General features: G+C 55.7%; 20 protein-coding genes and 1 riboswitch. Of the genes, 18 read left to right on the forward strand and 2 right to left on the reverse strand.

From position 1 onward, the window contains the following. Window positions 1–64: 64 nt before the first annotated feature. Window positions 65–1,498 carry a DHA2 family efflux MFS transporter permease subunit gene (locus ACFFT4_RS05415; RefSeq protein WP_378045943.1) on the reverse strand — a complete coding sequence of 478 codons (1,434 nt, stop codon included), beginning with the start codon at window positions 1,496–1,498 and terminating at the stop codon, window positions 65–67. A gap of 280 nt (window positions 1,499–1,778) precedes the next feature. On the opposite strand from ACFFT4_RS05415, the gene ACFFT4_RS05420 reads away from it, so the two are divergent. The 5 genes from ACFFT4_RS05420 to ACFFT4_RS05440 all read left to right on the forward strand — a co-directional run bounded on the left by ACFFT4_RS05420 (window position 1,779) and on the right by ACFFT4_RS05440 (window position 6,332). Beyond that, window positions 1,779–2,366 (forward strand): TetR/AcrR family transcriptional regulator, encoded by a 588-nt coding sequence (locus ACFFT4_RS05420; protein ID WP_378045710.1) that lies wholly within the window; start codon window positions 1,779–1,781, stop codon window positions 2,364–2,366. 136 nt (window positions 2,367–2,502) lie between these two features. After that, window positions 2,503–2,832, forward strand: a complete 330-nt coding sequence (locus ACFFT4_RS05425; RefSeq protein WP_378045712.1) for an ArsR/SmtB family transcription factor — start codon at window positions 2,503–2,505, stop codon at window positions 2,830–2,832. After that, window positions 2,829–3,248 carry an SRPBCC family protein gene (locus tag ACFFT4_RS05430; RefSeq protein WP_378045714.1) on the forward strand — a complete coding sequence of 140 codons (420 nt, stop codon included), beginning with the start codon at window positions 2,829–2,831 and terminating at the stop codon, window positions 3,246–3,248. The genes ACFFT4_RS05425 and ACFFT4_RS05430 overlap by 4 nt, the downstream gene beginning before the upstream one ends. 104 nt (window positions 3,249–3,352) lie before the next feature. Next, window positions 3,353–5,608, forward strand: coding sequence for an ATP-binding cassette domain-containing protein (locus tag ACFFT4_RS05435; RefSeq protein WP_378045716.1), 2,256 nt, complete (start codon window positions 3,353–3,355; stop codon window positions 5,606–5,608). Between the two features lie 16 nt (window positions 5,609–5,624). Beyond that, window positions 5,625–6,332 carry an FAD-dependent oxidoreductase gene (locus ACFFT4_RS05440; protein WP_378045718.1) on the forward strand — a complete coding sequence of 236 codons (708 nt, stop codon included), beginning with the start codon at window positions 5,625–5,627 and terminating at the stop codon, window positions 6,330–6,332. 377 nt (window positions 6,333–6,709) lie between these two features. Here the strand turns inward: ACFFT4_RS05440 and ACFFT4_RS05445 are convergent, their stop codons facing one another. Then, window positions 6,710–7,471: an EcsC family protein gene (locus tag ACFFT4_RS05445; RefSeq protein ID WP_378045720.1), complete on the reverse strand. Its 762-nt coding sequence runs from the start codon at window positions 7,469–7,471 to the stop codon at window positions 6,710–6,712. A gap of 336 nt (window positions 7,472–7,807) precedes the next feature. Here ACFFT4_RS05445 and ACFFT4_RS05450 point away from each other — a divergent pair, with 336 nt between their 5' ends. The 13 genes from ACFFT4_RS05450 (at window position 7,808) to cydC (ending at window position 24,388) form a co-directional block, all read left to right on the forward strand. Next, complete coding sequence (locus ACFFT4_RS05450; protein WP_378045722.1) at window positions 7,808–8,950, forward strand: cysteine desulfurase family protein; 1,143 nt, start codon at window positions 7,808–7,810, stop codon at window positions 8,948–8,950. A gap of 378 nt (window positions 8,951–9,328) precedes the next feature. Next, window positions 9,329–9,553: a glutaredoxin family protein gene (locus tag ACFFT4_RS05455; RefSeq protein WP_378045723.1), complete on the forward strand. Its 225-nt coding sequence runs from the start codon at window positions 9,329–9,331 to the stop codon at window positions 9,551–9,553. Next, window positions 9,550–9,945, forward strand: coding sequence for a class Ib ribonucleoside-diphosphate reductase assembly flavoprotein NrdI (nrdI, locus tag ACFFT4_RS05460; RefSeq protein ID WP_378045725.1), 396 nt, complete (start codon window positions 9,550–9,552; stop codon window positions 9,943–9,945). Before ACFFT4_RS05455 ends, nrdI begins: the two co-directional genes overlap by 4 nt. Further along, window positions 9,920–12,013: a class 1b ribonucleoside-diphosphate reductase subunit alpha gene (gene nrdE, locus ACFFT4_RS05465; RefSeq protein ID WP_378045727.1), complete on the forward strand. Its 2,094-nt coding sequence runs from the start codon at window positions 9,920–9,922 to the stop codon at window positions 12,011–12,013. The genes nrdI and nrdE overlap by 26 nt, the downstream gene beginning before the upstream one ends. Further along, window positions 12,001–12,966 (forward strand): class 1b ribonucleoside-diphosphate reductase subunit beta, encoded by a 966-nt coding sequence (gene nrdF / locus ACFFT4_RS05470; RefSeq protein ID WP_378045729.1) that lies wholly within the window; start codon window positions 12,001–12,003, stop codon window positions 12,964–12,966. The genes nrdE and nrdF overlap by 13 nt, the downstream gene beginning before the upstream one ends. A 182-nt stretch (window positions 12,967–13,148) precedes the next feature. Next, window positions 13,149–13,350, forward strand: a riboswitch (cobalamin riboswitch). A gap of 157 nt (window positions 13,351–13,507) precedes the next feature. Continuing rightward, entirely contained in the window at window positions 13,508–13,681 is a 174-nt protein-coding gene (locus tag ACFFT4_RS05475) for a hypothetical protein (RefSeq protein WP_378045731.1), read from the forward strand. A gap of 54 nt (window positions 13,682–13,735) precedes the next feature. Next, complete coding sequence (gene metE, locus ACFFT4_RS05480; protein WP_378045733.1) at window positions 13,736–16,027, forward strand: 5-methyltetrahydropteroyltriglutamate--homocysteine S-methyltransferase; 2,292 nt, start codon at window positions 13,736–13,738, stop codon at window positions 16,025–16,027. A 212-nt stretch (window positions 16,028–16,239) separates the two neighbouring features. After that, window positions 16,240–17,721, forward strand: a complete 1,482-nt coding sequence (locus ACFFT4_RS05485) for a PepSY-associated TM helix domain-containing protein (RefSeq protein WP_378045735.1) — start codon at window positions 16,240–16,242, stop codon at window positions 17,719–17,721. A gap of 20 nt (window positions 17,722–17,741) precedes the next feature. Beyond that, complete coding sequence (locus ACFFT4_RS05490; protein ID WP_378045737.1) at window positions 17,742–18,233, forward strand: FixH family protein; 492 nt, start codon at window positions 17,742–17,744, stop codon at window positions 18,231–18,233. A 279-nt stretch (window positions 18,234–18,512) separates the two neighbouring features. Next, the gene (locus ACFFT4_RS05495) at window positions 18,513–19,925 is read left to right on the forward strand and encodes a cytochrome ubiquinol oxidase subunit I (protein ID WP_378045739.1); all 1,413 of its coding nucleotides are present in this window, start codon (window positions 18,513–18,515) and stop codon (window positions 19,923–19,925) included. Further along, window positions 19,912–20,925: a cytochrome d ubiquinol oxidase subunit II gene (cydB, locus tag ACFFT4_RS05500; RefSeq protein WP_378045740.1), complete on the forward strand. Its 1,014-nt coding sequence runs from the start codon at window positions 19,912–19,914 to the stop codon at window positions 20,923–20,925. Before ACFFT4_RS05495 ends, cydB begins: the two co-directional genes overlap by 14 nt. After that, a complete protein-coding gene (cydD, locus tag ACFFT4_RS05505) occupies window positions 20,925–22,655 on the forward strand; it encodes a thiol reductant ABC exporter subunit CydD (RefSeq protein WP_378045742.1) in 1,731 nt (576 codons plus the stop codon). Before cydB ends, cydD begins: the two co-directional genes overlap by 1 nt. Further along, window positions 22,652–24,388: a thiol reductant ABC exporter subunit CydC gene (cydC, locus tag ACFFT4_RS05510; RefSeq protein WP_378045743.1), complete on the forward strand. Its 1,737-nt coding sequence runs from the start codon at window positions 22,652–22,654 to the stop codon at window positions 24,386–24,388. The genes cydD and cydC overlap by 4 nt, the downstream gene beginning before the upstream one ends. Window positions 24,389–24,408 lie beyond the last annotated feature (20 nt).

A 24,408-nucleotide genomic window follows, 5' to 3' on the forward strand; every position in this document is an offset into this window, starting at 1 on the left:
AAGTTATGCCAGCAGCGGCGGATCAAGACTTTGTTTTAAAGTCTCGGTCCGCCGCTGTTGTCCATCAGGATTCCGCAACCGCGCGAGCTTTAACCGCTTCGGCATGGGGATCGGAAGCCTGCGTCGTACGTTTGATGAAGAAGGAGAGAAGCAGCGCGATGACGCCGAATCCGATAATGACGACATAGGAATCGTTAATGCCTTGGATCGTGGAGGCCGTCACCAGCTGTTCCTGCGTCATGCTCGCCGCTCCGCCCGAGGCCATCATGTCGGCGGCGTGCGTTTTGGTGCGATCCATCATGATCGTTACGAGCAGGGAAGTCCCCACGGCGCCGGCAACCTGACGGATCGTATTGGAAATGGCCGTCCCATGGGCGTTCAGCTTCGAGGGCAATTGGTTAAGGCCCGCGGTCTGCAGCGGCATCAGCAGAAGCGCCATTCCGATCCGCCGCCCCGTGGACATGAGCAGCAAATAGGTGTAGCTGGTGGTATCCGTCAGGTCGATGAAACCGATCGTTGTCACGATCGTGATGAGCATACCGACGATTGCCAGCCACTTCGCGCCGAAGCGATCGAAGAGCTTGCCGGCGGCCGGCATGAGAATGCCCATGACGATCGCGCCGGGCAGCATCAGCAGACCGGACTCGAGAGCGGTATAGCCGCGAGCGTTCTGCAAATAAAGCGGAAGCAGCATCATATCTGCGTACATGACCATCGTCACGGCAATGTTGATTAAGGTCGTTAAAGTAAACATGTTGTATTTGAACGCCCGGAGATCCAGGAGCGGTTTATCCGCAACGAGCTGACGCCAGGTAAACAAACCAAGCGAGACGACGCCCACGACGATCATTGCAATAACTTCGGTACTCGACCATCCAAGACTTCCGGCGCGGCTAAATCCGTACAGCAGCGCTCCGAAACCGACGGTCGAAAACGCGACGCTCGGCACGTCGAGCTTCGTACTGCCTTTTTCCGATACGTTTCTCAAATAAATAAGGCCGCAAACGATCACGATGAGAGTTAACGGAATCATGCCGTAGAACATCGTCTCCCATGCGTAGCTTTCCAGAATGTAGCCGGCAAGAACCGGTCCCACGGCCGGAGCGAAAATGATGGCCAACCCGACCATCCCCATCGCGGCTCCGCGGTTGTTGGGAGGGAAGATCGTCAAAATCACGTTCATCAGCAAGGGCATAATAATTCCGGCTCCGGCTGCCTGGATTAAGCGTCCGGTCAACAAAACGGGGAAGTCCGATGCAAGGGCGGAGACGATGGTCCCGACAAGAAAGATCCACATCGAAGCCTGGAAGAGCTGACGCGTGGAAAATCTCTGCATCAGGTACGCCGTAATCGGGATCAGAACGCCGTTGACGAGCATGTAGCCTGTCGTCAGCCACTGGGCCGTCGCCGCCGTAATGGCGAATTCCCCGATTAACTTCGGAATGGCAACGGTCATCACCGTCTGATTCAGCGTGGCCAGAAAGGCGCCCAAGATCATGACGAACAAGATCGGCCCCTTCTTGATTTCACTTCGATCTTCTGTACTGCTGTGACTCAAATTTCATCATCCTTCCGTCTTGCTGCATGGACTTAATTTACAATGTGTTGTATAGTTGACATTGCATAAATTACATTATAAGCGGGCTCAACTCATTTACAAGCGACAGATTCGCGGGAAATGTAAATAAGTAGGTTTTGGTCTCGCTTACAGTCGATTATGTTCCGGAAATTCAACACCTATCGCAAAACTGTCGTTTACACGGAGAGGTTGAGTCAAAATGAATAAACGTCCGAAGCCTGTGGATCCTCGAATCGTTCGCACGCGCCAGATGTTAAAAGAAGCTTTCGTGGACTTGATGGACGAAATGGAAACCGAGAAAATCACGGTGAACCGGCTTGCGGAGCGCGCCAAGATCAATCGCGTGACGTTCTATCTTCACTATAAGGACATTCCGGATATGATGGACAAGCTGGCCGATGAAATGATCGAGGAGATTCAACGGATTTTGCTCGACAACCCGGAGACGACTCCAAAACCGCGAGAGGACGAGCAGTTGGTCAAGCTGCTGGAGCATATTGCGGCCAATCCGAAATTTTACAAAATCGTTCTTGCCACCAAACGGATTCCGATTTTTACCGAGAGGCTGTTAAAGCTGCTCTCCGCGTTAATTACGGGACGGTTCGACAACATCAGGAACGACGCTTACTACGCCAAGAAGCAAATTCAAAAGGATATTGCGATCTGGTACGGTTCTTCCGCCTTGATTGGCGTCATCGTGTCCTGGCTTCGCTACGATATGCCTTATTCGCCGCAATATCTGGCCAAACAATTTTTAATGATGACGTCGCCCAAGTATAAGGAATGACCGGATTTGATCAAGCCTTCATTGACATGACACCTTTTAGTGGCCTACAATAAAAACGTCACTGAATGGTGTCCATTCATGAAGGTTGGTGAAATTAACGGCTCTCCCTTGGCCACAATGTAGAGGAGAGGGTGTTATGAGCGAGAGCGTCCAAATGCGAGACGTATTCGAGGCGATTGCGGACCCTACCAGGCGCCGCCTGATTCGTCTGCTGGCGGAATCGGAGGAGATGCCTCTTCATGAATTAACGCCGCAGTTTCAAATGGGCCGGACGGCGGTATCCAAGCATTTGACGATTCTTAAAGGCGCAGGGCTTGTGCAAGACCGCAAAGTCGGACGGGAAACGCGATTCAGGCTGAATGCCGCCCCGCTTAGAGAGGTTCAGGACTGGCTGTCCTTCTATAACCAATTCTGGTCGACGAACCTGCTGCGCTTGAACCAACTGCTGGAGGAGGAAGAGGAGTGAGCTTGGTTTTAACATTGGATTTCCAGTACAAGACAACGATCGGGAAACTTTGGTCGGCATTGACCGATTCAAGCAAGCTGGCCAAGTGGGTGTCGAACATCCACAGCGGTCAGGCGATGGAAAATAATTTCAAGCCCGTCGTAGGACATCGGTTTCAGTTCCGCACGCAGCCAAGCGAATGGTGGAACGGCATTATCGATGGCGAAGTTCTCATCGTGGACGAGCCTTATCGCTTGTCCTATACGTGGGCCAGCGGTGAGGAGAAGCATACGATCACCTGGACGCTTCGGGAGCTGGAGGACGGCAAAGTGAATCTCCGCCTCGTACAAACCGGCTTCTCGAACCCGCAGGGACTCCAAGGCGCCAAATACGGCTGGGGCAAATGGTCCGGAGATCTGGCGAAGCTGTTCGAATAATCGCCGTTCCGGCACGACACGCAATCCCATCAACCGGCTGCCTAGCTTGCAGCCGGTTTTATGTCTGGCATGAACTATAAAACGCGATTGGAAGGATGTCGGTCATGAGCGAAATCAATCAGGAGTATATCGTCATCTCGGGAGCGAGGGAAAACAATCTCAAAAACGTATCTCTGCGGATTCCCAAGCGGAAGATTACGATTTTCACCGGAGTGTCCGGGTCCGGCAAATCTTCGATCGTCTTCGATACGATTGCCGCGGAATCGACGCGCTTGCTGAACGAGAACTTCAGCATGTTCGTGCGGACGTTCCTGCCCCGCGTTCCGCAGCCGGATACGGACGGGATCGAAAACCTGAGCATGGCCGTTATCGTGGATCAGAAACGGCTGGGCGGCGGCTCGCATTCCACGATGGGGACGATTACCGATATTTCTCCCATTTTACGTCTTCTTTTCTCCCGGGTCGGTCAGCCTTACGTCGGTCATGTGAACATGTTCTCGTTTAACGACCCGCAGGGGATGTGTCCGGAATGCAACGGGATCGGCCGCAAGCTGGGGGTCAATATGAGCAGGGCGGTCGATCTGTCGAAGTCGCTTAACGAAGGCGCCCTGATGCTGCCCGATTATGCGATCGGCGGCTGGGAATGGAACATGATCCTGCAGTCGGGGGGCTTCGATCTCGACAAGAAGCTGAGCGATTATTCGAACGAAGAGCTGGAACGGCTGCTGTACGCCAAAGCCAGGAAGGTCCAGGTCGATTTCGGGGGCAAGGCGATGAATATTACGGTGGAAGGCGTGCTCGAGAAGTTTACCAACAAATATATCAAACAGGATTTGAAGACGAAATCCGAGCGTACGCAAAAAACGGTCGCACCTTACATCTCCGAAGGGCCGTGCCCGGGCTGCCGCGGTGCGCGGCTCAGTCCGGCTACGCTCAGCTGCAGAATCGACGGCTACAACATTGCGGAGCTGTCCGCCATGGAGGTCGGCCAGCTGATTCGCGTCGTTCGGGAGATAGACGACCCGGTCGCCGCGCCGATCGTCAAATCGCTGACGGAGCGGCTGCAGCATCTGGTGGATATCGGACTGGACTACATGACGCTGGATCGCGAGACGGATACGTTATCCGGCGGCGAGTCGCAGCGCGTCAAAATGGTGAAGCATCTGAGCGGCAGCCTGGTGGACGTCACTTATATTTTCGACGAGCCCAGCGTCGGTCTGCACCCCCGCGACGTGCACCGCCTGAACGAATTGCTGCAGAAGCTGCGCGACAAGGGCAACACTGTCATTGTCGTCGAGCACGATCCCGATGTGATCAAGGTGGCAGACCATATCGTCGACGTCGGTCCTCATGCCGGCAGCCGCGGCGGCACCATCGTATACGAAGGCAGCTTCCAGGGCTTGCTGGAGGCCAATACGCTGACCGGCATGCATATGAAGCGGCCGCTCCTCCTGAAGCAGAATTGCAGACAGCCGGCCGGCAAGCTGCCGGTCAAGGACGCCTCGCTGCACAATCTGCGGAACGTCAGCGTAGATCTTCCGACCGGCGTGCTGACGGTTGTGACCGGAGTTGCCGGCTCGGGCAAGAGCACGTTGATTAACGACGTCTTCCTCAGCCAGCATCCGGACGCGATCGTGATCGACCAATCGGCAGTGGGCGTGTCCACGCGTTCGAATCCCGCGACCTATACGGGCATTATGGACGACGTGCGCAAAGCGTTCGCTTCCGCGAACAAGGTGAATCAAGGCTTGTTCAGCTTTAATTCCAAAGGAGCCTGCGAGAACTGCCAAGGCCAGGGCGTCGTGTCTATCGATCTTTCCTTCCTGGACAGCGTGGAGCTGCCGTGCGAGGTTTGCGGAGGCAGACGGTTCAAGGAAGAGGTGCTGGCGTACAAGCTGAACGGCAAGTCGATCGCCGACGTGCTGGAGATGACTGTGGAGCAGGCGCTGGAGTTTTTCGAGCAAAAGGAAGTCGCGCGCAAGCTTCGGGCGATGAGCGACGTCGGTCTGAATTATATTACGCTCGGCCAGCCGCTCAGCACGCTCTCGGGCGGGGAATGCCAGCGCATCAAGCTGGCCAGCGAGCTCCACAAGAAGGGCAGCATCTACGTGATGGACGAGCCGACGACCGGGCTGCACATGTCGGATATCGGCCAGCTCTTGGGGATCATGAACAATCTCGTGGACGCCGGCAATACGGTGATCGTAATCGAGCACAATCTCGAGGTGATCGGTCAGGCGGATTGGATCATCGATATGGGACCGGACGGAGGCAGCAGGGGCGGACAGGTCGTATACGAGGGCACGCCTTCGCAGATCGTCCATGCGGAGCAGTCGATTACGGGAAAATATTTGAATTAAAAGGGGGGCAGGGGAAATGGGATTTTTTCCGGACTTTATATCCGTATTGAAAAAACGGGAATTGGTTTTCATCGAAAGCCGGAAGGAAGCGGATGAGGTCTATTCGTTTCTGTTCGAGAAGGCGGACGACTTAACCTGGAAAGCGGGGCAGTACGGGCTGTTCAGCATTGCCCACAAGAGCGTCAAAAACGCCACGCGCCCGTTCAGCCTGGCATCCGCTCCCGCCGAGAATGTCGTCCGAATAACGACGGTCGTTCGCGAGCAGCCCAGCGAATTCAAGCAAGCGCTGCTGGAATTGAATCCGGGCATGAAGGTGAAAATGAGCGGACCTTTGGGCGCTTTTAATCTTCAAGACAGCAGCCCCTCGCTCCTCGTTGCGGGCGGAATCGGCATTACGCCGTTCCGGTCGATCGTCAAACAAATAGAAGCGGAAGGAAATAAAGACGGGCGGCAAATCCAACTGCTCTATATGGACAGCGGGAAATCGTACGTATTCAGGGACGAGCTCGACCGCGCTGCGGACGGCGCTTGGCTGCGTGTCGCTTACCTGGATAAGAGGGACGACCTGCGGCAGGAGCTGGATCAGTTTGCCGGCTTGCACGGGAACAGCGGGAGCTACCTGATTGCCGGCTCGAAGTCATTCGTGAAATCCATTGCCGGCGATTTGAAGGATAAGGGGATTGCGAAGGGACAGATCAAGAAGGATTCCTTCTTCGGCTATTAGTGCCGCAAAAGGGGGGGAGGGCGAATCTGCTTGGCCTGCTGCAGAGTTTCAGTTGGGTCTCTGTCCCCGAAGTGGAGTGGGGCGGAACAGGAATCGGAGGGCGAAATGGCGCGAATAGTGCGGCGGCGATGTTCTAAGAAATCGGTTATTGTGGTGCGAAATGGCGCGAATGGCGGGCCGATGTTCTAAGAAATCGATTATCGTGGCGCGAAATGGTGCGAATAGTGCGGCGATGTTCTAAGAAATCGGTTATCGTGGCGCGAAATGGCGCGAATGGTGCGGTGATGTTCTAAGAAGTCGGTTATCGTGGCGTGAAATGGCGCGAATGGTGCGGCGATGTTCTAAGAAGTCGGTTAACGCAGGGCAAACCTGCTGCCTCATGTCTCGGCAGCAGGTTTGCCCCGCGGAGCGGCTTCGTTTAGCCTGCGCAGCCGGTAGGCGTTGGTCGCCGTTTGGCCCAGCTCCTCGAGGATGGTGTAATTCGCCCAAGCGCCCGCGACGGCGCCGATTCCCGGCACCATCTGCAGCAGCTTGCGAAAGTCGATTGCGTCGCGGTATTCCTTCTGAAACGTCTCCCAGTCCATGCTTTTGGCGTAATCGCCGTCGGAGGACCAGCGATTTTTCTCGGAATCCCAATTTTTGACCGTATTCAGCAGCTTGGCGCGCTGCTCCGGTCCGGAGAATGTCAATTGAAAGACTTTGAGAATGAATACCCGTTCGGAAAAAGATTTCGTGTCGTACCCGTAATTGTGAGCCAGCTCGAACAGGTATTTCATTTTGATCGCGATAAGCGCGGGGAAGTCCGCAACGTTGAGCAGAATGCCGCCCGCCCCGGTGCCTGCCCCTTCGGCTACGGCGATTTTCTGATACAAGGAAAACACGCGCTGCGCTTCCCGATCGTTCAATTCCAGGTCGCGGACCCGCTGGACGGGTCTTTTCGGCGTGTATTCCGCTCCGAACAGCGCCGTTCTCACGATCGATTTGATCGTAGTCGTAATCACATCCTGCACCTTGGAAGGGATCAGGCGGTTCATGCCGGTGCCGATCGTCTTCGAGGTTCTCTCCAGCCAGCCCGGCGGCTTGAACAGCCGACGCTCCCAGGCGGCAATCTCCTCGCGCGCCTTCCGTTCGTAATCCATCCTGCATCGCTCCCCTGAAAAACCTGGCTATAGTATACCGGATATCGCCGCGCCGCATAACCGTCCGAGGGAGGTAATGACGCCCGACTCAAGTCGTGGAACCGCCGCAGGGGGCTGCGGGCGAGCGCGCCCGCAACGCGGCTTGACGTGAAAACCGTCTTCCTTCATAATTCGACTCATCCATGGAACGGGGATAACGAAACGAAATTCGACTCATCGCTCTAACGGGGATAACGAGACGAAATTCGACTCATCGCTCTAACGGGGAACGGGACGACCGAGCCTGTCCATTCCTTAAGCTTGGAACGCATAACGAACGGAGGAGGGAGTTATGGAATGGCTGGAGAAGCAAGCGATAACGCGTCAAAAAGAATTTATCTCGATTACAATGCCAGCACGCCCGTAGCCGCCGAAGTGCTTGAAGAAATGCTGCCTTATTTGCAGCGATTTTACGGCAATCCTTCTTCCACGCACTGGGCGGCGGAATCGCTCACGCCTGCGCTCGAGCAGGCCAGATCCCGGGTAGCGGCCGCTCTGGGCGCCGATTCCGGCGAAATCGTCTTTACGAGCGGAGGCACGGAAGCCAACAATCAGGCCTTAAAGGGCGTTTACTTTGCATCGCGGGCGCGCGGCCGACATATCGTCACGACAACGATCGAGCATCCGGCGATTTTGAACCCTTGCGCTTTTCTCCAAACCCTCGGAGCGGAGATTACTTTCGTTCAGGTGGACGGTATGGGCAGGGTGTCTCCCGAAGCGATAGAGCGGGCCGTTCGGCCGGACACGATTCTAATATCCGTCATGCATGCCAACAGCGAAGTCGGCACGATCCAACCGATCAAGGAGATTTCCGCAATCGCCCGACGTTACGGCATTCCGCTGCACACCGACGCCGCGCAGTCGTTCGGCAAAATTCCCGTGAATGTGGACGAGCTGGGCGTCGATCTTTTGTCCGTTGCCGGCCATAAGCTGTATGCGCCCAAAGGCGTCGGAGCGCTGTACGTCCGCAAAGGCACGAAGATCGATTCCTTCATGCACGGAGCCGGACATGAATCCGGCAGACGGGCGGGCACCGAAAACGTGCCTTATATCGCCGGACTGGGCAAAGCCGCGGAGTTGGCTGCGGAACTGACGTTTTCTTCAGAGATTCGCAGACTCAGAGAGAGATTAAGAGAAGGGCTGCGCGCGGCTTTCGAAGAGAAGGTGCGCTTTAACGGCGATCCGGACGACTGCCTGCCCAACACGTTAAACGCGAGCTTTCCAGGCCGAAACGGGCAAGACCTCCTAACTCTATTCCCGGAGATCGCCGCTTCTACCGGATCGGCCTGCCATTCCGGGAACGCGACGCTTTCTCCAGTGCTCGCCGCGATGGGCATAAGCGAGTACGAAGGATTGGGCGCCATTCGGTTCAGCTTGGGCCGATACACGACCAAGGAAGAAATCGAGCGTGTGCTCGCGCTGTTCCGCGAACGGCTTTGAAGGCGGTCCGGAGCGGGCGAGAGGCGCTGCGACAAGGAATACGGGGATCTAGATATTGATTCTTTTGGGCGGTTAGCACCTCTATACATACTGTATCTTGGAATCTACGATCGCGTGTGCTACAATTGGTTTAATTTCATATTTTGTTCCGGCCCGAGGCCAAGCCAGATAAGCCCTCGCGGCCGGAACGGGTCTTGCATTTCTCCGAGGGCTGAGGAATGGAACGAATTCAACAAGATTGATCGGCAGCGCATGCCTGAATACGGTTGCGTATTTCGTTGTCGAAACGGCACAATGGGGTTTGGCTGTTTGGTAGAATGCCCGGGATACGAGGGTGTTCTTTTTCTTTGCACTCTACATATTGAAGGAGACGAGAAAATGAAGCTTTATACGAGAACGGTATGTCCGAAATGCATGTGGATCAAATCCGAATTGCAGCGCGCGGAGCTTGAAGTGGAAATTATCAACGTCGATCACGACGCGGAAGCGTTCGAAAAACTGGTGGCCGCAGGCGCGATGAGCGTGCCCGTTCTGGAGGTTGACGGCGAGTTTATTTTCGATCCGAACGAAATGGTCAAACAAGTCGAGCGCCTGAACGTATGATCGCCTTCGCGAGCCGTACGGGCAACGTGCGGTATATCGTGTCGCGGCTTCGATTGCCCGCGATCGAAATCTCCGACGGCTTAAAGCTGTCAGAGCCGTTCCTGCTATTCACCTACACGGACGGGCTGGGCGACGTGCCGCGGGCGGTGACGCAGTTTATGGAGCGAAACGGCGCGTTGTGCCGCGGCGTGATCGCAAGCGGCAACAGCAACTTCGGCCATCTCGTGTTCGGCGGGGCCGGCGACGCCGTTGCCCGGCAATGGCGGGTTCCGCTTGTCCGCAAAATCGATTTGCGAGGCTTTGCCGAAGATTACGAGGAGATCCGCCGTTATTACGAGCGGTGCTTCCGGGAGGAGAGAAAGTCGGATGAAGTCCTACTTGAAGTTAAATAATGAAGTGCTCAATCAATACAGCAGGACGGGAAAGCTCGACCTCGCGAAGGACAAAGAGGCGACGCGCCGGTATTTCTTGGAACACGTAAACGTAAAATTGCGCTATTTTATCGATACGGAAGAGAAAATTCGCTATCTCGTCGACGAAGGTTACTACGAACCGGGCTTCCTGAAGCAATATCGGATGGAGTTCATCGAGGGGCTTTACGAGAAGGCTTACGCATACAAGTTTCGTTTCCCGTCGTTCATGAGCGCCAGCAAGTTTTACGAGAGCTACGCGATGAAGAGCCGCAACGGCGAAGAAATTCTTGAAAAATACGAGGATCGCATCGTCATTATCGCTTTGTACTTGGCCCAAGGGGACGAGCGGCTGGCCGAGCTGGCGGTGGAAGCGATGATGTCGTCTTACCAGCCGGCGACGCCAACCGCGCTTAACAGCGGTAAAATGGCGCGCGGAGAGCTGGTCAGCTGCTTTAAGCTGACGATGGACGATTCGATGAACAGCATCGCCCAAAATATCGGCTACTGCCTGGAGCTGTCCCGTCTGGGCGGAGGCGTCGGAGTGAACGTAACCGACCTGCGGCCGCTCGGCGATCCGATCAAAGGCATTCTCAACCGCGCGAGCGGGGTTATGCCGGTAGCGAAGCTGCTGGAAAACTCCTTCTCCTATTCGAATCAACTTGGCCAGCGCAACGGCTCCGGGGTTATTTACCTGAACGTTTTCCATGCCGATATCGAGAATTTTATTTCCGCCAAGAAACCCAACGCCGACGACAAAATCCGGCTCGCCACGCTGTCGACGGGCATTATCGTGCCGGACATCTTCTTCGATCTGATGAAGCGCGACAAGGACATGGTGCTGTTCAGCCCGTACGACATCTACAAGGAGTACGGCAAGCGGATGTCCGAGATCAGCATCACCGAGATGTATTACGAGCTGCTGGACAACCCTAACGTTCGGAAAATCAAGCGGATCAACGCCCGCAGACTGTATACGGAAATCAAGAAGGCGCAGTTCGAATCGGGCTACCCGTTCGAGGTGTTCATCGACCATGTAAACGAGAATCACGCCTTGCGCAACATCGGCCGCGTGAAGATGTCGAACCTGTGCACGGAGATTTTGCAGGTGCAGGAGACGAGCGTCATTCACGATCACGGAACCGAACACGAATACGGCATGGACGTCTCCTGCAATCTGGGGTCCATTGACATTCATAACGCGACGAAGGAAGAATCCTTCGAGCAGTTGATCGACACGGCGATGCGGCTGCTGACGAACGTGTCGAACATGACCGACATTCGCAACGTGCCGTCCGTTACGAAAGCGAACCGCTGCATGCATTCCGTCGGTCTCGGCGTGATGAACCTGCACGGACATTTGATCTCGCAGGGATTGGAGTACGGGTCGCCGGAGTCCGTTCGCTTCGTCGACGCGTTCATGGAGGCGCTCAATTATTATTCGCTGCTCGCCTCGATGCAGATCGCCAAAGAACGGAACGAGACGTTCTACGGGTTCGAGCAGAGCGATTACGCCAACGGAAGCTTCTTCGACGCGTACGTCTCCAAAACCGTCGAGCCGCTGCCCGAGAAGGCGGCCGCGGCGCTGGGCAACGTTCCGCTTATTACGGCGGAGATGTGGGCCGAGCTGAAGGAGCAGGTCATGACGCACGGACTGTTCAACGCGTATCGGCTGGCCATCGCGCCGACCGGAAGCATTTCCTATATCCGCAACAGCACGGCTTCGATCGCGCCCTGCACGGAGAAGGTGGAAATTCGGGACTACGCCGACAGCCGCACGATCTATCCGATGCCGTTCCTGAACGACGACAATATCTCGCTCTACAAGGAAGCTTACGAGATCGATCAATACCGCATGGTCGATATGTACGCGGCCGCGCAGCGTCATATCGACCAGGGAATTTCGATGACGTTGTATGTGACGGATCAATGGACGACCGAGCAATTGGCGCGTCTGTACATCTATGCCTGGCTGAAGGGGATCAAGACGGTGTACTATGTGCGCCAGCGTCTGCAGACCATCGAGGAGTGTGTATCGTGTTCGATCTAAAAGTATTCGAAGCCGTCAACTGGAACCGGAGCCAGCAGGAGCTGACGAAGGTATTTTGGGATCAGCAATGGAAGCAAATCTGGTTTCCCGAAGAGATTGCCGTCAGCAAAGACGTGAAGCAGTGGCAGGACTTCGCGCATCAGGATACGTACAAGAAAGTATTCGGCGGCCTTACGCTGCTCGATACGATTCAGACGAATATCGGCATGAACGAGATTGCCCGCCACGCTCCGGACCTGCAGGAGAAGGCGCTCTATACGGTATTCGCCTCGTTCGAAGCCATTCACGCGAAGTCGTATTCGTATATTTTCACAACCTTGTGCACGAACAGCGAGATCGACGCGATCTTCGAATGGGTCAAGCACAATGAGTATTTGCAGTACAAGGCCAAGCGAATCAGCGACGTCTATCTCGCGGTTGAAGAGGGCGACGAGGTATCCTTGTGGAAGGCGATGTTCGCCTCCGTCATGCTGGAATCGTTCCTGTTCTATTCGGGCTTCTTCTTTCCGCTCTATTTGGGCGGACAGGGCACGCTGCGGAACAGCGCGGAAGTGATCTCGCTCATTTTGCGGGACGAATCGATCCACGGCGTCGCCGTCGGCTATTTTGCGCAGCAGCGGTTTAAGCAGTTTTCGGCCGAACAGAAGGAAAAGCTGACGGTGTGGGCTTACGAGTACCTGCTGGATTTGTATCATAACGAATTGAACTACACGAACGACTTGTACGCGGAAACCGGACTGAGCCCGGACGTGAAAAGCTATGTTCGCTACAACGCGAACAAGGCGCTGATGAACATCGGCTTCGAGACGATGTTCCCGGACGAAGAAGTGAACCCGATCGTCATGAACGGCATTCGCAACGAAGGCTCGACCTACGACTTCTTCTCGCAAAAAGGCTCGACGTACGCGGTGGCGAAGGTAGCCCCGATTACGGACGATACGTTCCGATTCTAATCTCCAGATCGCGAATCATTCGGATTTGCGCCCCATCGGGTCAGCCGGCAAACTTGCCGGCTGGCCTTTTTTTAACGCCAACCCTCCGCCGGAATCGTCTTCGACAGGTCGAGCCGTAATGGGATCGACTTGTTTTTTGCCCAGGAAATCGACTATGATGTAGCTGTATTTCATTTTTTATAATTGAATATTCGGGAACAGGTGTCCGATCGGCAAGAGAATTGCGGATCGGACTTAAAAGGGAAGTCGGTGCGAAACCGACGCGGTCCCGCCACTGTAACGGAGGAGCAAGCAGCTCATACGCCACTGATCGAGCCGATCGGGAAGGCCGCTGCCGAGCGAAGAGTCCGGAGCCAGGAGACCTGCCTGTTCTGACAGCACTGCTGTACCTACGGGAGATAGGGAGGTGTTAGATGTACCGTCATAATTTACCAATTATGAAGGCGTCTTTCCCTATGCTTTTTTAGGGAGGACGCCTTTTTGCGTGCGGCAGGTTCGACAAGCCGAACTCGCAAAAGGCGGTAGGGGAGGGAAACAATCAATGCGGCATGAAATCATTCACTTGTTGTCTCATGTCAAAGACGAGCAGACGATGAGCGAAGTCCTTGCGAGCTTAAATGCCGAGGCTTATGAAAGTTTGCAGCATCATCTGCGGTATACGTCTCCGGAAACGCAGGAGAGATGGCGGGAGCTATTGAACAAAATGCTGCGTTAAATTAAGCGGCAAAACATTTCGAGCAACAATTATCCGAATAAAGGAGCTGGCAAAATGGCCATTAGCAGTATTTTGGGGTATCCGCGCATTGGCGTTGATCGGGAGTGGAAGAAATCGCTGGAGGCGTTCTGGGCGGGCAAAATCGACGAGGAGACGTTTCAGCGGCAGCAGCAAGAAATCCGCTTGAATCATCTGCGCAAGCAGCAGGCCAAGGGAATCGAACTCATTCCCGTCAACGACTTCAGCAACTACGATCATATGCTGGATACGGCCGTGATGCTCGGAATCGTTCCGAAGCGCTTCGGGTACGAGGGAGGCGTCGTTCCGCTGTCCGTTTATTTCGGCATCGCGCGCGGGACGAAGGAGGCGACCGCCAGCGAGATGACGAAGTGGTTCAATACAAATTACCATTACATTGTGCCAGAGCTTGGCGACGCGCTGCCGACATTGACGGAGAACCGTCCGCTGCTGGCCTACCGGGAAGCGAAGGAAAAGCTTGGCATCGAGGGCAAGCCCGTGATCGTCGGTCCTCTGACTTTCTTGAAGCTTTCCAAAGGGTATGCGGCCAATGAAACGGACGCGTGGCTGGAGCGTCTGCTTCCGCTGTACGCGCAAATGGTTCGCGAGCTCGCGGACGAAGGCGTGAAGTGGGTGCAGATCGATGAGCCGATCGTCGTGACGAAGCTGTCGGACGAGGACGCGGCCCGGTTAAAATTGATTTATACGACGCTTACGGAAGCGGCGCCTTCTCTTAACATTATGCTGCAAACGTATTTCGAAGCGGTCGAGAACTATCGGGACATCGTATCGCTGCCGGTAAAGGGGATCGGACTCGACTTGGTTCATGGCTTAGACGGGAACTTGGCCGCTATTCGCGAGTACGGCTTCCCTGCTGATAAAGTGCTGGGAGCGGGCGTCATTGACGGCCGCAGCATCTGGCGGGCCGACCTGAACGAGAAGCTTGCCCTTCTGGACGAACTGCGCGGCATCGTTCCGGAGGAGCGCTTGATCGTGCAATCGTCCTGCAGTCTGCTGCACGTCCCCGTATCGACGGAACGCGAGACGAAGCTTCCGGCCGAATTGAAGGGGGCGCTCGCTTTCGCCGATGAGAAGCTTGACGAGCTTGTCCTGCTGACGAAAGCCGTCTCGCAGACGGCGGACGCCGTGCGAGAGCAGCTAAATGCGGCGGATAAGGCGCTCGGCTTGCTGAAAAATTCCGCAGCCCGCAATCGCCGCGATGTCCAGGAGTCGGTAACCGCTATTGCCAAGCAGGAGCCTGGTCGCAGCAAGCCGTTCGAGTCGCGTTATTCGGCTCAACAGCACAAATGGCAGCTGCCGCTTTTTCCAACGACGACGATCGGCAGTTTCCCGCAAACGGCCGAAGTGCGCAAGGCCAGACAGCTATGGCGTAAAGGCGAGTGGACGAACGAGCAGTACAATGCCTTTATTCGCGAACAAATCGATACCTGGGTGAAGCTGCAGGAAGAGATCGGGATCGACGTCTTCGTGCACGGCGAATTCGAGCGGACCGACATGGTCGAGTTCTTCGGCGAGAAGCTGGAGGGCTTCGCTTTCACGCAGAACGGATGGGTGCAGTCGTACGGCTCGCGCTGCGTGAAGCCGCCGGTCATTTACGGCGACGTTGCCTTCCATGAGGCCATGACGGTTCCGGAGACCGTGTATGCCCAATCGCGGACGAACCGTCCGGTGAAAGGCATGCTGACCGGGCCGATTACGATCATGAACTGGTCGTTCGTGCGAGACGATATCCCGCGCGAGCAGGTTGCCTATCAGTTGGCTTATGCGCTCAGACAGGAAGTCGAGGCGCTGGAGCAGGCGGGCATCGGTATGATTCAGGTCGACGAGCCGGCCGTGCGCGAAGGTCTGCCGCTGAAGGAAGCCGATCAGGCGGATTATCTGGCGTGGGCCGTTAAGGCGTTTAAGATTGCAACCAGCACCGTGCAGGATACGACGCAAATTCATACGCATATGTGCTATTGCGAATTCCATGACATGATCGACTCGATCGAGGCGATGGACGCCGACGTCATCTCGATTGAAACTTCCCGCAGCCACGGCGAGCTGATCTACAGCTTCGAGGAGAACACCTATAAGCTGGGTATCGGTCTTGGCGTGTACGATATCCACAGTCCTCGCGTACCGGACGTAGAGGAGATGACGGGGATGATCGACCGCGCGCTGCGCGTGCTCGACCCGAAGCTGTTCTGGATTAATCCGGACTGCGGTTTGAAAACGCGCGGCCGCGAAGAAACCGTCGCATCGCTTCGCAACATGGTCGAGGCTGCGCGGAACGCTCGGGAAAAATACAGCTTGGCCTTGAAGTAAAAGTCTTCAGAATGGAAGATCGCAATATCTCGGCGCGGAACGTCAGGTCAGCCGGTTTTACCGGCTGGCCTATTTGGGTTGCTGTTCGAGCTTTAACGCCGTCACCGCCGATCCGTTTATGATTTTCAAAAAAATTCACATAACGTACACAGCTTTCGCAAGATTATGGCCCCTATGAGCCATACAGTTCTCCCACGTATGTGACTATACTTTTGCTTGCATATTTCAAGTTTAGATCGGAGGAGCACTCATTGAGCGAATTGGCCAAAGCAATCCCCCCGCAAGAAAGCGATCCTTCCCAGGCAATCCAAACGCTGCAAGGAGGCAGGTCTTCCAAAGCGCCAAATGTAAGGCAAGCCGTTTTTCAGGCCGTATGGAGGTGGCATTTTTACGCCGGTATTATCTTTGCTCCATTTCTGATTGTTTTAGCGATCAGCGGCTCGGCTTATTTGTTCAAACCGCAAATCGAAGATTACCTTTACAGGGATTTCCTGACGGTAAGCCAAACGGGTCAGCATCCGATGTCTCCGGCGGAGGTGATTGCCAAGACCGAGAAAGGTTATCCGGGCGCGAAGGTTTCTTCCATTACGCTAATGAAAGCGCCGACTGACACGTATAGGCTTTCTGTCAGTCATTTTGGCACGCCGACAACCATGTATGCCGATCCTTATACCGGGAATATCAAAGGAGCGTTAAACGCTGACAAAACGTTCTCGGCTATCTTCAAGAAATTGCATAGCCAACTGCTTATCGAAGGAACCTGGACGAATCGTCTCGTTGAACTGGCGGCATGTTGGGCGTTGATCCTTGTTCTGACCGGGTTGATTTTGTGGTGGCCTCGCGGCAAAAAGAATATCTGGGGCACGGTATTGCCCCGGCTGAGCAAGCCGGGAAGCCGAATGTTCTGGCGCGATCTGCATGCCGTGCCGGCTTTTTGGATTTCGCTTGTGCTTGTCGTGATGATATTGTCAGGGCTGCCTTGGTCCGGCGTACTTGGTCCGCGGATCAGCGAATTGGCCGACTCCACCCGTACGAACGTTCCTCCTTATGCTTACAGCTTCGGCGCAAAACCGGAGTCGACTACGGTCGCGAAAGATATTGCCGAGGATCTCCCCTGGGCCGCGGAAAACTTGTCTGTGCCGGCGTCGTCCGCAAGCGGAGGATATGTGGCGCTGACCGTCAACGACGTTGCCGGTATTGCCGACAAGCTGGACGTCTTAAAGCCTTACACGATCACGCTCCCCCGCGGGGAAACCGGCGTATTCACCGTGTCGACTTCGCACGACAAGCCTGACACAAGCGCGACGCTGCATATCGATCAATACAGCGGCGCCGTGTTGACCGATGTGCGCTTCGCCGACTACGGCATTATGGGCAAATTGATCTCGTATGGCATCGCCTTTCATGAAGGTCATCTGTTCGGATTGGCCAACCAACTGCTCGGTCTGTTCGCCGCCTTGGGACTCGTGCTTGTCTCGATCAGTTCATATTTCATGTGGCGTAAACGCAAGCCCGACGGACTTGGCGCGCCGAACCGATCCAAAAACCGCAAGGTTTCGGTAGCCGTGCTGGTATTGATGGTTGTGTGCGGCGTCGTCATGCCGCTTGTCGGATTGTCGCTGATCGTCGTCGTGCTACTTGATTGGTTCGTCATTCGCAGAATCAAGACGCTGCGGCACTGGTTCTCAGCTTAAGAAGAGGGTGGGGGTAAGATATGAAGTTTCAATTTAAGTCTGTCCGCAATGGTCTGGCACTCGCCGTTCTTGCAATCGCCCTCGGAGGCTGTACATCGGACACGGAAGGAAGAGACGAACGCGGTTTCGCTCCCCATCTGACCGTCGACCTGAGCGCGCCGGCTCCGGCGGATGCCCAATCGGAAGTTTTGCTGTCCGTAGAGGTGAAGAAAAACGGGCAGCCGCTGCTTCAAGCAGATCAAGCGGAATTCGTCGTCTGGCCCGAAGACGATCCAGCGGGAGCGTTGACGGTCCCTGCGCGAGAACAAACGCCGGGCGTATACGCGGCGAATTATGTATTCGGAGCGGAAGGATTGTATATCGTGCAAAGCCGTATCGCTTCCGCCAATCTGGAGGCGATGCCGGCCAAACGAGTGGCCATCGGCGAGGAAGCCGTAGAGAGACTGTCGCAATTGGAGCATGCAGGCGATGAAGAGGTCGCCATACCGGAAGGCGGTCACCATGGTCATTGAGCGTGGATGCGGAGAGAATCGAGCTTAGAAGCTACCCCGACTCCGAGATGAAAACGCTGCTCGAAATTTTGCGGTACAACGCGGAACAATTGGGACTTATTTCTTAAGAACAACGATTTCTCGGAAGTTCACTTGATTGTAACTGTTTTCACATAGCTGTCTCCACCCTGTCACAGAACGCTCACGCGTCTCCCTCTTTCGGGCCATATACCGGACGATCCTTTTTCTTATAATAAGGAGAACTCCGGAGCCAGAAATAACGCGGGAGGAAGTGATGGAGTGGAAGTCGTCGAATTGGCCAGGCTTCAGTTTGCGCTGACCACCATTTTTCATTTTGTGTTCGTTCCCATATCCATCGGTCTTTCATTGATCGTGGCGATTATGGAGACGCTGTACGTCGTGAAAAGGGATGAAAGATTCAAGCGTCTGACAAAGTTTTGGGGGACGTTCCTGCTTATCAACTTTGCCGTGGGCATCGTGACGGGCATTTTGCAGGAATTTCAGTTCGGGATGAATTGGTCTGATTTTTCGCGCTTTGTGGGCGATGTGTTCGGAGCTCCTCTGGCAATCGAAGCTCTGCTCGCATTTTTTCTGGAATCGACCTTTATCGGGCTTTGGGTGTTCGGCTGGGAGCGCCTCTCCAAAGGTTTACATCTGGCTTGCATGTGGCTCGTTGCAATCGGTACGATGCTGTCCGCGCTGTGGATTCTGGCGGCGAATTCGTTTATGCAGCGTCCGGTGGGCTTTGCGATCCGCAACGGGAGAGCGGAAATGACCGATCTGGCTGCGCTGCTTACCAACGGCCAGCTATTATGGGAATTTCCGCATACGCTGTTTGCCGCATTTGCGACGGGCGCGTTCCTGGTCGCCGGAATCAGCGCCTGGAAGCTGTTGCGAAGAGAAGAGACGGATTTCTTCAAGACGTCGCTCCGAATCGGGCTGATCGTGGGCGCGGTGTCCTCGCTGGCGATCGCGCAGTTCGGGCATGGTCAGGCGCAGTACTTGGTGGACACGCAGCCAATGAAGATGGCGGCCAGCGAAGGCTTGTGGGAGAGAAGCGCGGACCCGGCTCCATGGACCGTATTCGCGGCAATCGATAACGAAGCCCAAGAGAATCGTTGGGAACTCAAGGTCCCCTATTTGTTGAGCTTCCTGTCGTACAGTCGGTTCGACGGTTCCGTGCCGGGCATGAAGGAATTGCAAGCGGAATATGAACAAGTTTACGGACCGGGCAACTATATCCCCCCCGTGAAGACCACATTCTGGAGTTTCCGGATCATGGTGAGCGCGGGAAGCGGCATGATCCTGCTCAGTCTTTACGGGCTGTATCTCATGCTGCGCCGCAAAGCGGGCCAGCTTCCGAAAGTTTATCTGTTTCTGATGGTGGCGGGAATATCGCTGCCCTTCATCGGAAACACCGCGGGCTGGATCATGACGGAGATCGGAAGACAGCCCTGGACCGTATTTGGATTGCTTCGCACGGAGCAATCGGTTTCGCCCGGCGTAAGCGCTGGGCAGGTCGGATTTTCGCTGGTCGCTTTTACCGCTATCTATATCCTTCTGCTGGGACTGGCGGCTTGGCTGTTTTATCGTACTGCCCGCAAGGGACCCGAGTCGGCAGAGCGTTCCGGTGAAGAAACGATTTTCGATCCTTATCGAAGGGAAGGGGGACAAGAGCATGTCGTTCAATGAAATATGGTTTCTGCTGATCGCCGTGCTTTTTACCGGTTTTTTCTTTCTTGAGGGATTCGATTTCGGAGTGGGCATGGCTGTTCGTCGGATCGCGGACAACGACCTTGAGCGCCGCACCGTCATTCATACAATCGGTCCGTTCTGGGACGCCAACGAGGTGTGGCTCATTACGGCGGCCGGAGCGATGTTCGCGGCATTTCCCCATTGGTATGCGACTCTGTTCAGCGGCTATTATTCGCTGTTGGTTCTCGTACTGCTTGCGCTCATTTGTCGCGGCGTCGCTTTCGAATTCAGAGGCAAGGCGGAGGGAGAAGGCTGGAGGAAGCTATGGGACGCGGCGATCTGGATCGGCAGCTTCGTTCCGCCCTTGCTTCTCGGCGTTCTGTTTGCCGGCACGCTGAAAGGCGTTCCTATCGGAAGAGACATGGAGATGAACGCGCGGCTGGTCGATATTTTCAACGGTTATTCTCTGCTTGGCGGCGCGGTTGTCGTCGGCTTATGCTGGCTTCACGGGCTGGTTTTTCTTTCTCTCCGCACTTCAGGGAAGCTGAGGGAGCGAGCCCGGACGAAGGCGCTGCGCTGGCTTCCCTGGCAGGCTGCGCTGTTGTCCGGCTTTGCCGTCTTGACCGTCTATTCCACGGATCTGGCGGCAAGGCGCGAACTTTGGCTCATTCTCGCCCTTGTTCTGGGGGCAGCATCCGTTCTGCTTGCAGGCTTCTTTCTGCGTCGCGGTCGCGAGGGTTGGGGGTTCGTCATGACGGGCTTCCAAATTGTACTGCTCTTTGCGACTTTGTTTATCGGACTTTTTCCGCGTCTCATGGTCAGCTCCATGGCGGATGAATTCGCTTTGACGGTCTTTAACGCCGCTTCAGGAGAATATACGCTGCGCGCCATGACAGTCGTTGCTGTCGTTCTGCTTCCTTTCGTCGTGGGATATCAGGCGTGGAGTTACTTTGTTTTCCATAAGCGAATTACGAACCGCGACCATCTGGAATACTGATGGACAGAAACTGGTTTGCGCTTTCAGGCTTCAGACGGCTTGCGCTCAAGCTGACGGCCGTTTCCGCGTTCCATGCGGGAGCGGTTGTAGCGCAAGCGTTGTTCCTGGCAAAAGCGATTTCGCTCTTGTTCGCAGGAAGTCCTATTCGGGATGCTCTAGGTTCACTGTTGTTGTTCGTGATCGTTTTTTTCGCGCGCCAAACGTTGGCCTGGCTTCAGCAGACAGCTGCCGGATCCTTCGCGGAGCTGCATGCCGAAGAGGAAAGAGAGCGTTTTATTTCGGCCGTCTTCTCCAGAGGTCCGCGGTTTGCTGCCCAGGAAGGCGGCGGCGAGTTGACCGCTCTGGCGATGGAAGGTCCGGATAAGCTTCGCGTCTATCTGGAACTGGCCATTTTTCGCACTATTGACACTCCGGTCGCGACGCTGGTCATCCTGCTGTGCGTCTTCGGATTAGACTGCGCATCCGGAATCATTCTCTCGCTTGCCATGCCGGTTATCATCGCTTTTTTTATCGTGCTTGGGTTGGCCGCTCGCAAGCAGGCCGATCGCCAGTGGCAGACGTTCAGGCGGCTTGCCGGTCATTTTGCCGACACCTTGCGCGGCTTGGAAACGCTGCTGGCTTTGGGCGTTAGCCGGGAGCACGGCCGATTGATCGCGAGAACGGCGGAAAGATACAGGCATACGGTCATGAAGACCCTTCGCATTGCCTTTCTCTCCTCACTGTCGTTGGATATTTTCAGCATGCTGGCTATAGCGGGAGTCGCGGTTGGGCTCGGTTTTCGTCTTATCGACGGAAGCGTAGTCTTCGAGAGAGCGCTTGCGGTGCTGCTGCTTGCCCCCGAATTTTTTGTTCCGATCAGACAATTAGGGGCGGATTATCACGCTTCCCTGGATGGCAAAGAGGCTTGGAAGGAGCTCAAGAAGGTGTCGAAGGGGGCATTCGCTCCGAATTTCCCGGATTCCGGAAACTCCTCGAGGAGAGTGAACGACGAGGCGCCAGGGACATTGACGCTCAATCAAGTTGTCGTTTCGGCGCCTGCAGGAGAAGCTCTGCTGAAGGGGATTACATTGGATTGGACTGCGGGTGCGGGCTGGATCGGAATCGCTGGCGCAAGCGGCGCAGGCAAGACGACGCTGCTCGGAGTGATCGGAGGACTGATCGAAGCTTCTTCTGGGGAAATGCTGCTCGACGGCCGACGGATGGAGGGGGCGACGCGGAGAAGGTGGCTGGAGCGTATGGTCTATCTTCCCCAGCACCCGCATATTTTTAGCCTGTCATTGGCCGATAATATCCGCTTTTACGAGCCTTCGGCAGGCTCGGAAGAAGTGGAGCGGGCCATACGAGCGGCGGGGCTGGAGCAGCTGGTTCGCGGATTGCCTCACGGTATCGACGAACCGATCGGAGAAGGCGGTCGGCAGCTTAGCGGAGGAGAGGCCCAACGGGTCGCGTTGGCGCGCGCGCTGGTGAGCGATCGGCCGATCGTTCTACTGGATGAGCCGACGGCGCATCTCGATATGGAAACGGAGTGGGACCTCAAGCAGACGCTGCTCGAGGTCCTGTCCGACAAACGGGTGATTATAGCCACTCACCGTTTGCACTGGATGAAGGAAATGAAGGCGGTATGGGTAATGGAGAAAGGACGAGTGGTCGAGGTTGGAACGCATGAAGAGCTTCGGCGACTCGGCGGCATTTACGGGGGCCTGCTGGATAAGGGAGGGGCACAGGCATGAAGGAACGGCTGGACAAGCACGACGGATGGCTGTTGACGGGCGGAAGAAGCTCCTGGAGAGCGATCGTTCTTGCCGTACTGCTTGGAACCGCGGCCGCGGGCTGTGCCGCGGCGTTGATGTTCACATCCGGCGAACTGATTTCCCGTTCGAGTCTTCGTCCTGAAAACGTGTTAATGGTGTATGTACCGATCGTGCTGGTGCGGACTTTCGGGCTCGGCCGGGCGGCGCTTCAGTACGCGGAGCGTTTGGCCGGGCATCATGCCGCGCTCACCGCGTTATCCGCCATGAGGATCAGGCTGTATCATGCGTTGGAGAGCCAGGCTATGGATCTCCGATCCCGTTATCGGCTGGGTGAGCTGCTCGGTCTGGCTGCCGACGACATCGAGCGGCTGCAGCAGGTTTACCTTCGGATCGTTTTTCCAGCGCTTTCCGGAGCATTGGTCTACGGGACGACCGCAGCGCTTCTCTCCCGTTCCGGAGGAGCGACCTCCTGGTGGCTAATCGCCTACGGAGGTCTGTGGTTGTTTATCGTCCCTTTGGTCTCCGCGCGCCGAGCTCGTACTGCGCAGCAAAGAGTCGGCATGCAGCGCTCCCTGTTCTATAGCGACTTGTCGGATGCCTGGTCGGGTTTAACCGATTGGGTATTAAGCGGCAGAACGCAGCAAGCTGTCGCCGCCTTGCGGGTCAGGCAGACAACCAGCGCAGAGAGGGAAAAGGCGAGTCGGGCAGCGGAACGGGGAAGACAGTGGCTGGCCCGCTCCGCTGCGGGAGGAGCTGTGCTGCTGACCATTCCCTGGGTTGTCGGACGCGTTGAGGCGGGAGTAATGGAATCTGTCTGGATCGCGGCTTGCGTGTTGGCCGTTTTTCCCATAATGGATTCGATCGTGAAAGTCAACGATGCGCTCGCCCGTTGGCCCGAGTATCAAGACTCCTTTCGGAGGCTCGCGCAGACGGAATCGGCGCGGCCGTATACGGCCACGGGCGACAATCCGACTGTCTCCGCAGCGTTCGCCGGCCCCGTTTACATCAAGCTGGAACGGCTAGGCTATCGCTATTCTCTCGATGCCGAACCGGCTTTAAAGGGAATTGATCTCGAGCTTCCGCAAGGAAAAAAAATCGCCGTGCTGGGACGAAGCGGTGCGGGCAAGTCCACTCTCCTTCAGGTGTTGAGCGGACAGCGCGAGGCTGGAGAAGGAACGATGACGATAAACGGTTCGCCGATGAGCGCTCTGCAGAAACACCAATTTTCGATCCTGAACCAGCAGCCCCACCTGTTCCATACGACAATCGCCAACAACGTTCGAATGGGTCGGAAAGATGCCACGGACGAGGAAATACGAGACGCTCTTCGGCAGGTCGGGCTTCAACCGCTGGTAGCCGCTCTTCCGAAGGGAATCGAAACGCCTATGGACGAGGCTGGAAGTCGCTTCTCCGGTGGGGAGCTTCAGCGTGTCGCCTTGTCCCGCATCCTGCTGCAGGCAAGCCCGATCGTGCTGCTTGACGAGCCGACCACCGGTCTGGATCGTCCTGCAGAGCTTGCGCTTATTCGAACTTTGCTCGAAACGTTGAGGGAACGTACGATCGTATGGTTCACGCACCGGTTGACGATGTTGGAGAAGATGGACGAAATCTTGTTTTTGGAGCGCGGGGAGGTTCGAATGCGGGGAACGCATCGGGATCTGTCGAAGCGCGAGGAGAGATACCGCAAATGGTATGAATTGGATCGTTTTTGAGAAGAGGAGGGACGCTCGGG

Origin of the sequence: Cohnella cellulosilytica (assembly GCF_042431195.1) — a bacterium.
Lineage (GTDB): Bacteria > Bacillota > Bacilli > Paenibacillales > Paenibacillaceae > Cohnella > Cohnella cellulosilytica.

Bases quoted from the DNA above. Each gene is read 5' to 3' on its own strand.
- ACFFT4_RS05415 (WP_378045943.1), bottom strand. From the start codon at position 1,498: ATGATCTTGGGCGCCTTTCTGGCCACGCTGAATCAGACGGTGATGACC.
- ACFFT4_RS05420 (WP_378045710.1), top strand. From the start codon at position 1,779: ATGAATAAACGTCCGAAGCCTGTGGATCCTCGAATCGTTCGCACGCGC.
- ACFFT4_RS05425 (WP_378045712.1), top strand. From the start codon at position 2,503: ATGAGCGAGAGCGTCCAAATGCGAGACGTATTCGAGGCGATTGCGGAC.
- ACFFT4_RS05435 (WP_378045716.1), top strand. From the start codon at position 3,353: ATGAGCGAAATCAATCAGGAGTATATCGTCATCTCGGGAGCGAGGGAA.
- ACFFT4_RS05440 (WP_378045718.1), top strand. From the start codon at position 5,625: ATGGGATTTTTTCCGGACTTTATATCCGTATTGAAAAAACGGGAATTG.
- ACFFT4_RS05445 (WP_378045720.1), bottom strand. From the start codon at position 7,471: ATGGATTACGAACGGAAGGCGCGCGAGGAGATTGCCGCCTGGGAGCGT.
- ACFFT4_RS05450 (WP_378045722.1), top strand. From the start codon at position 7,808: ATGGCTGGAGAAGCAAGCGATAACGCGTCAAAAAGAATTTATCTCGAT.
- ACFFT4_RS05455 (WP_378045723.1), top strand. From the start codon at position 9,329: ATGAAGCTTTATACGAGAACGGTATGTCCGAAATGCATGTGGATCAAA.
- nrdI (WP_378045725.1), top strand. From the start codon at position 9,550: ATGATCGCCTTCGCGAGCCGTACGGGCAACGTGCGGTATATCGTGTCG.
- nrdE (WP_378045727.1), top strand. From the start codon at position 9,920: ATGAAGTCCTACTTGAAGTTAAATAATGAAGTGCTCAATCAATACAGC.
- ACFFT4_RS05475 (WP_378045731.1), top strand. From the start codon at position 13,508: ATGCGGCATGAAATCATTCACTTGTTGTCTCATGTCAAAGACGAGCAG.
- metE (WP_378045733.1), top strand. From the start codon at position 13,736: ATGGCCATTAGCAGTATTTTGGGGTATCCGCGCATTGGCGTTGATCGG.
- ACFFT4_RS05490 (WP_378045737.1), top strand. From the start codon at position 17,742: ATGAAGTTTCAATTTAAGTCTGTCCGCAATGGTCTGGCACTCGCCGTT.
- cydB (WP_378045740.1), top strand. From the start codon at position 19,912: ATGTCGTTCAATGAAATATGGTTTCTGCTGATCGCCGTGCTTTTTACC.
- cydD (WP_378045742.1), top strand. From the start codon at position 20,925: ATGGACAGAAACTGGTTTGCGCTTTCAGGCTTCAGACGGCTTGCGCTC.
- cydC (WP_378045743.1), top strand. From the start codon at position 22,652: ATGAAGGAACGGCTGGACAAGCACGACGGATGGCTGTTGACGGGCGGA.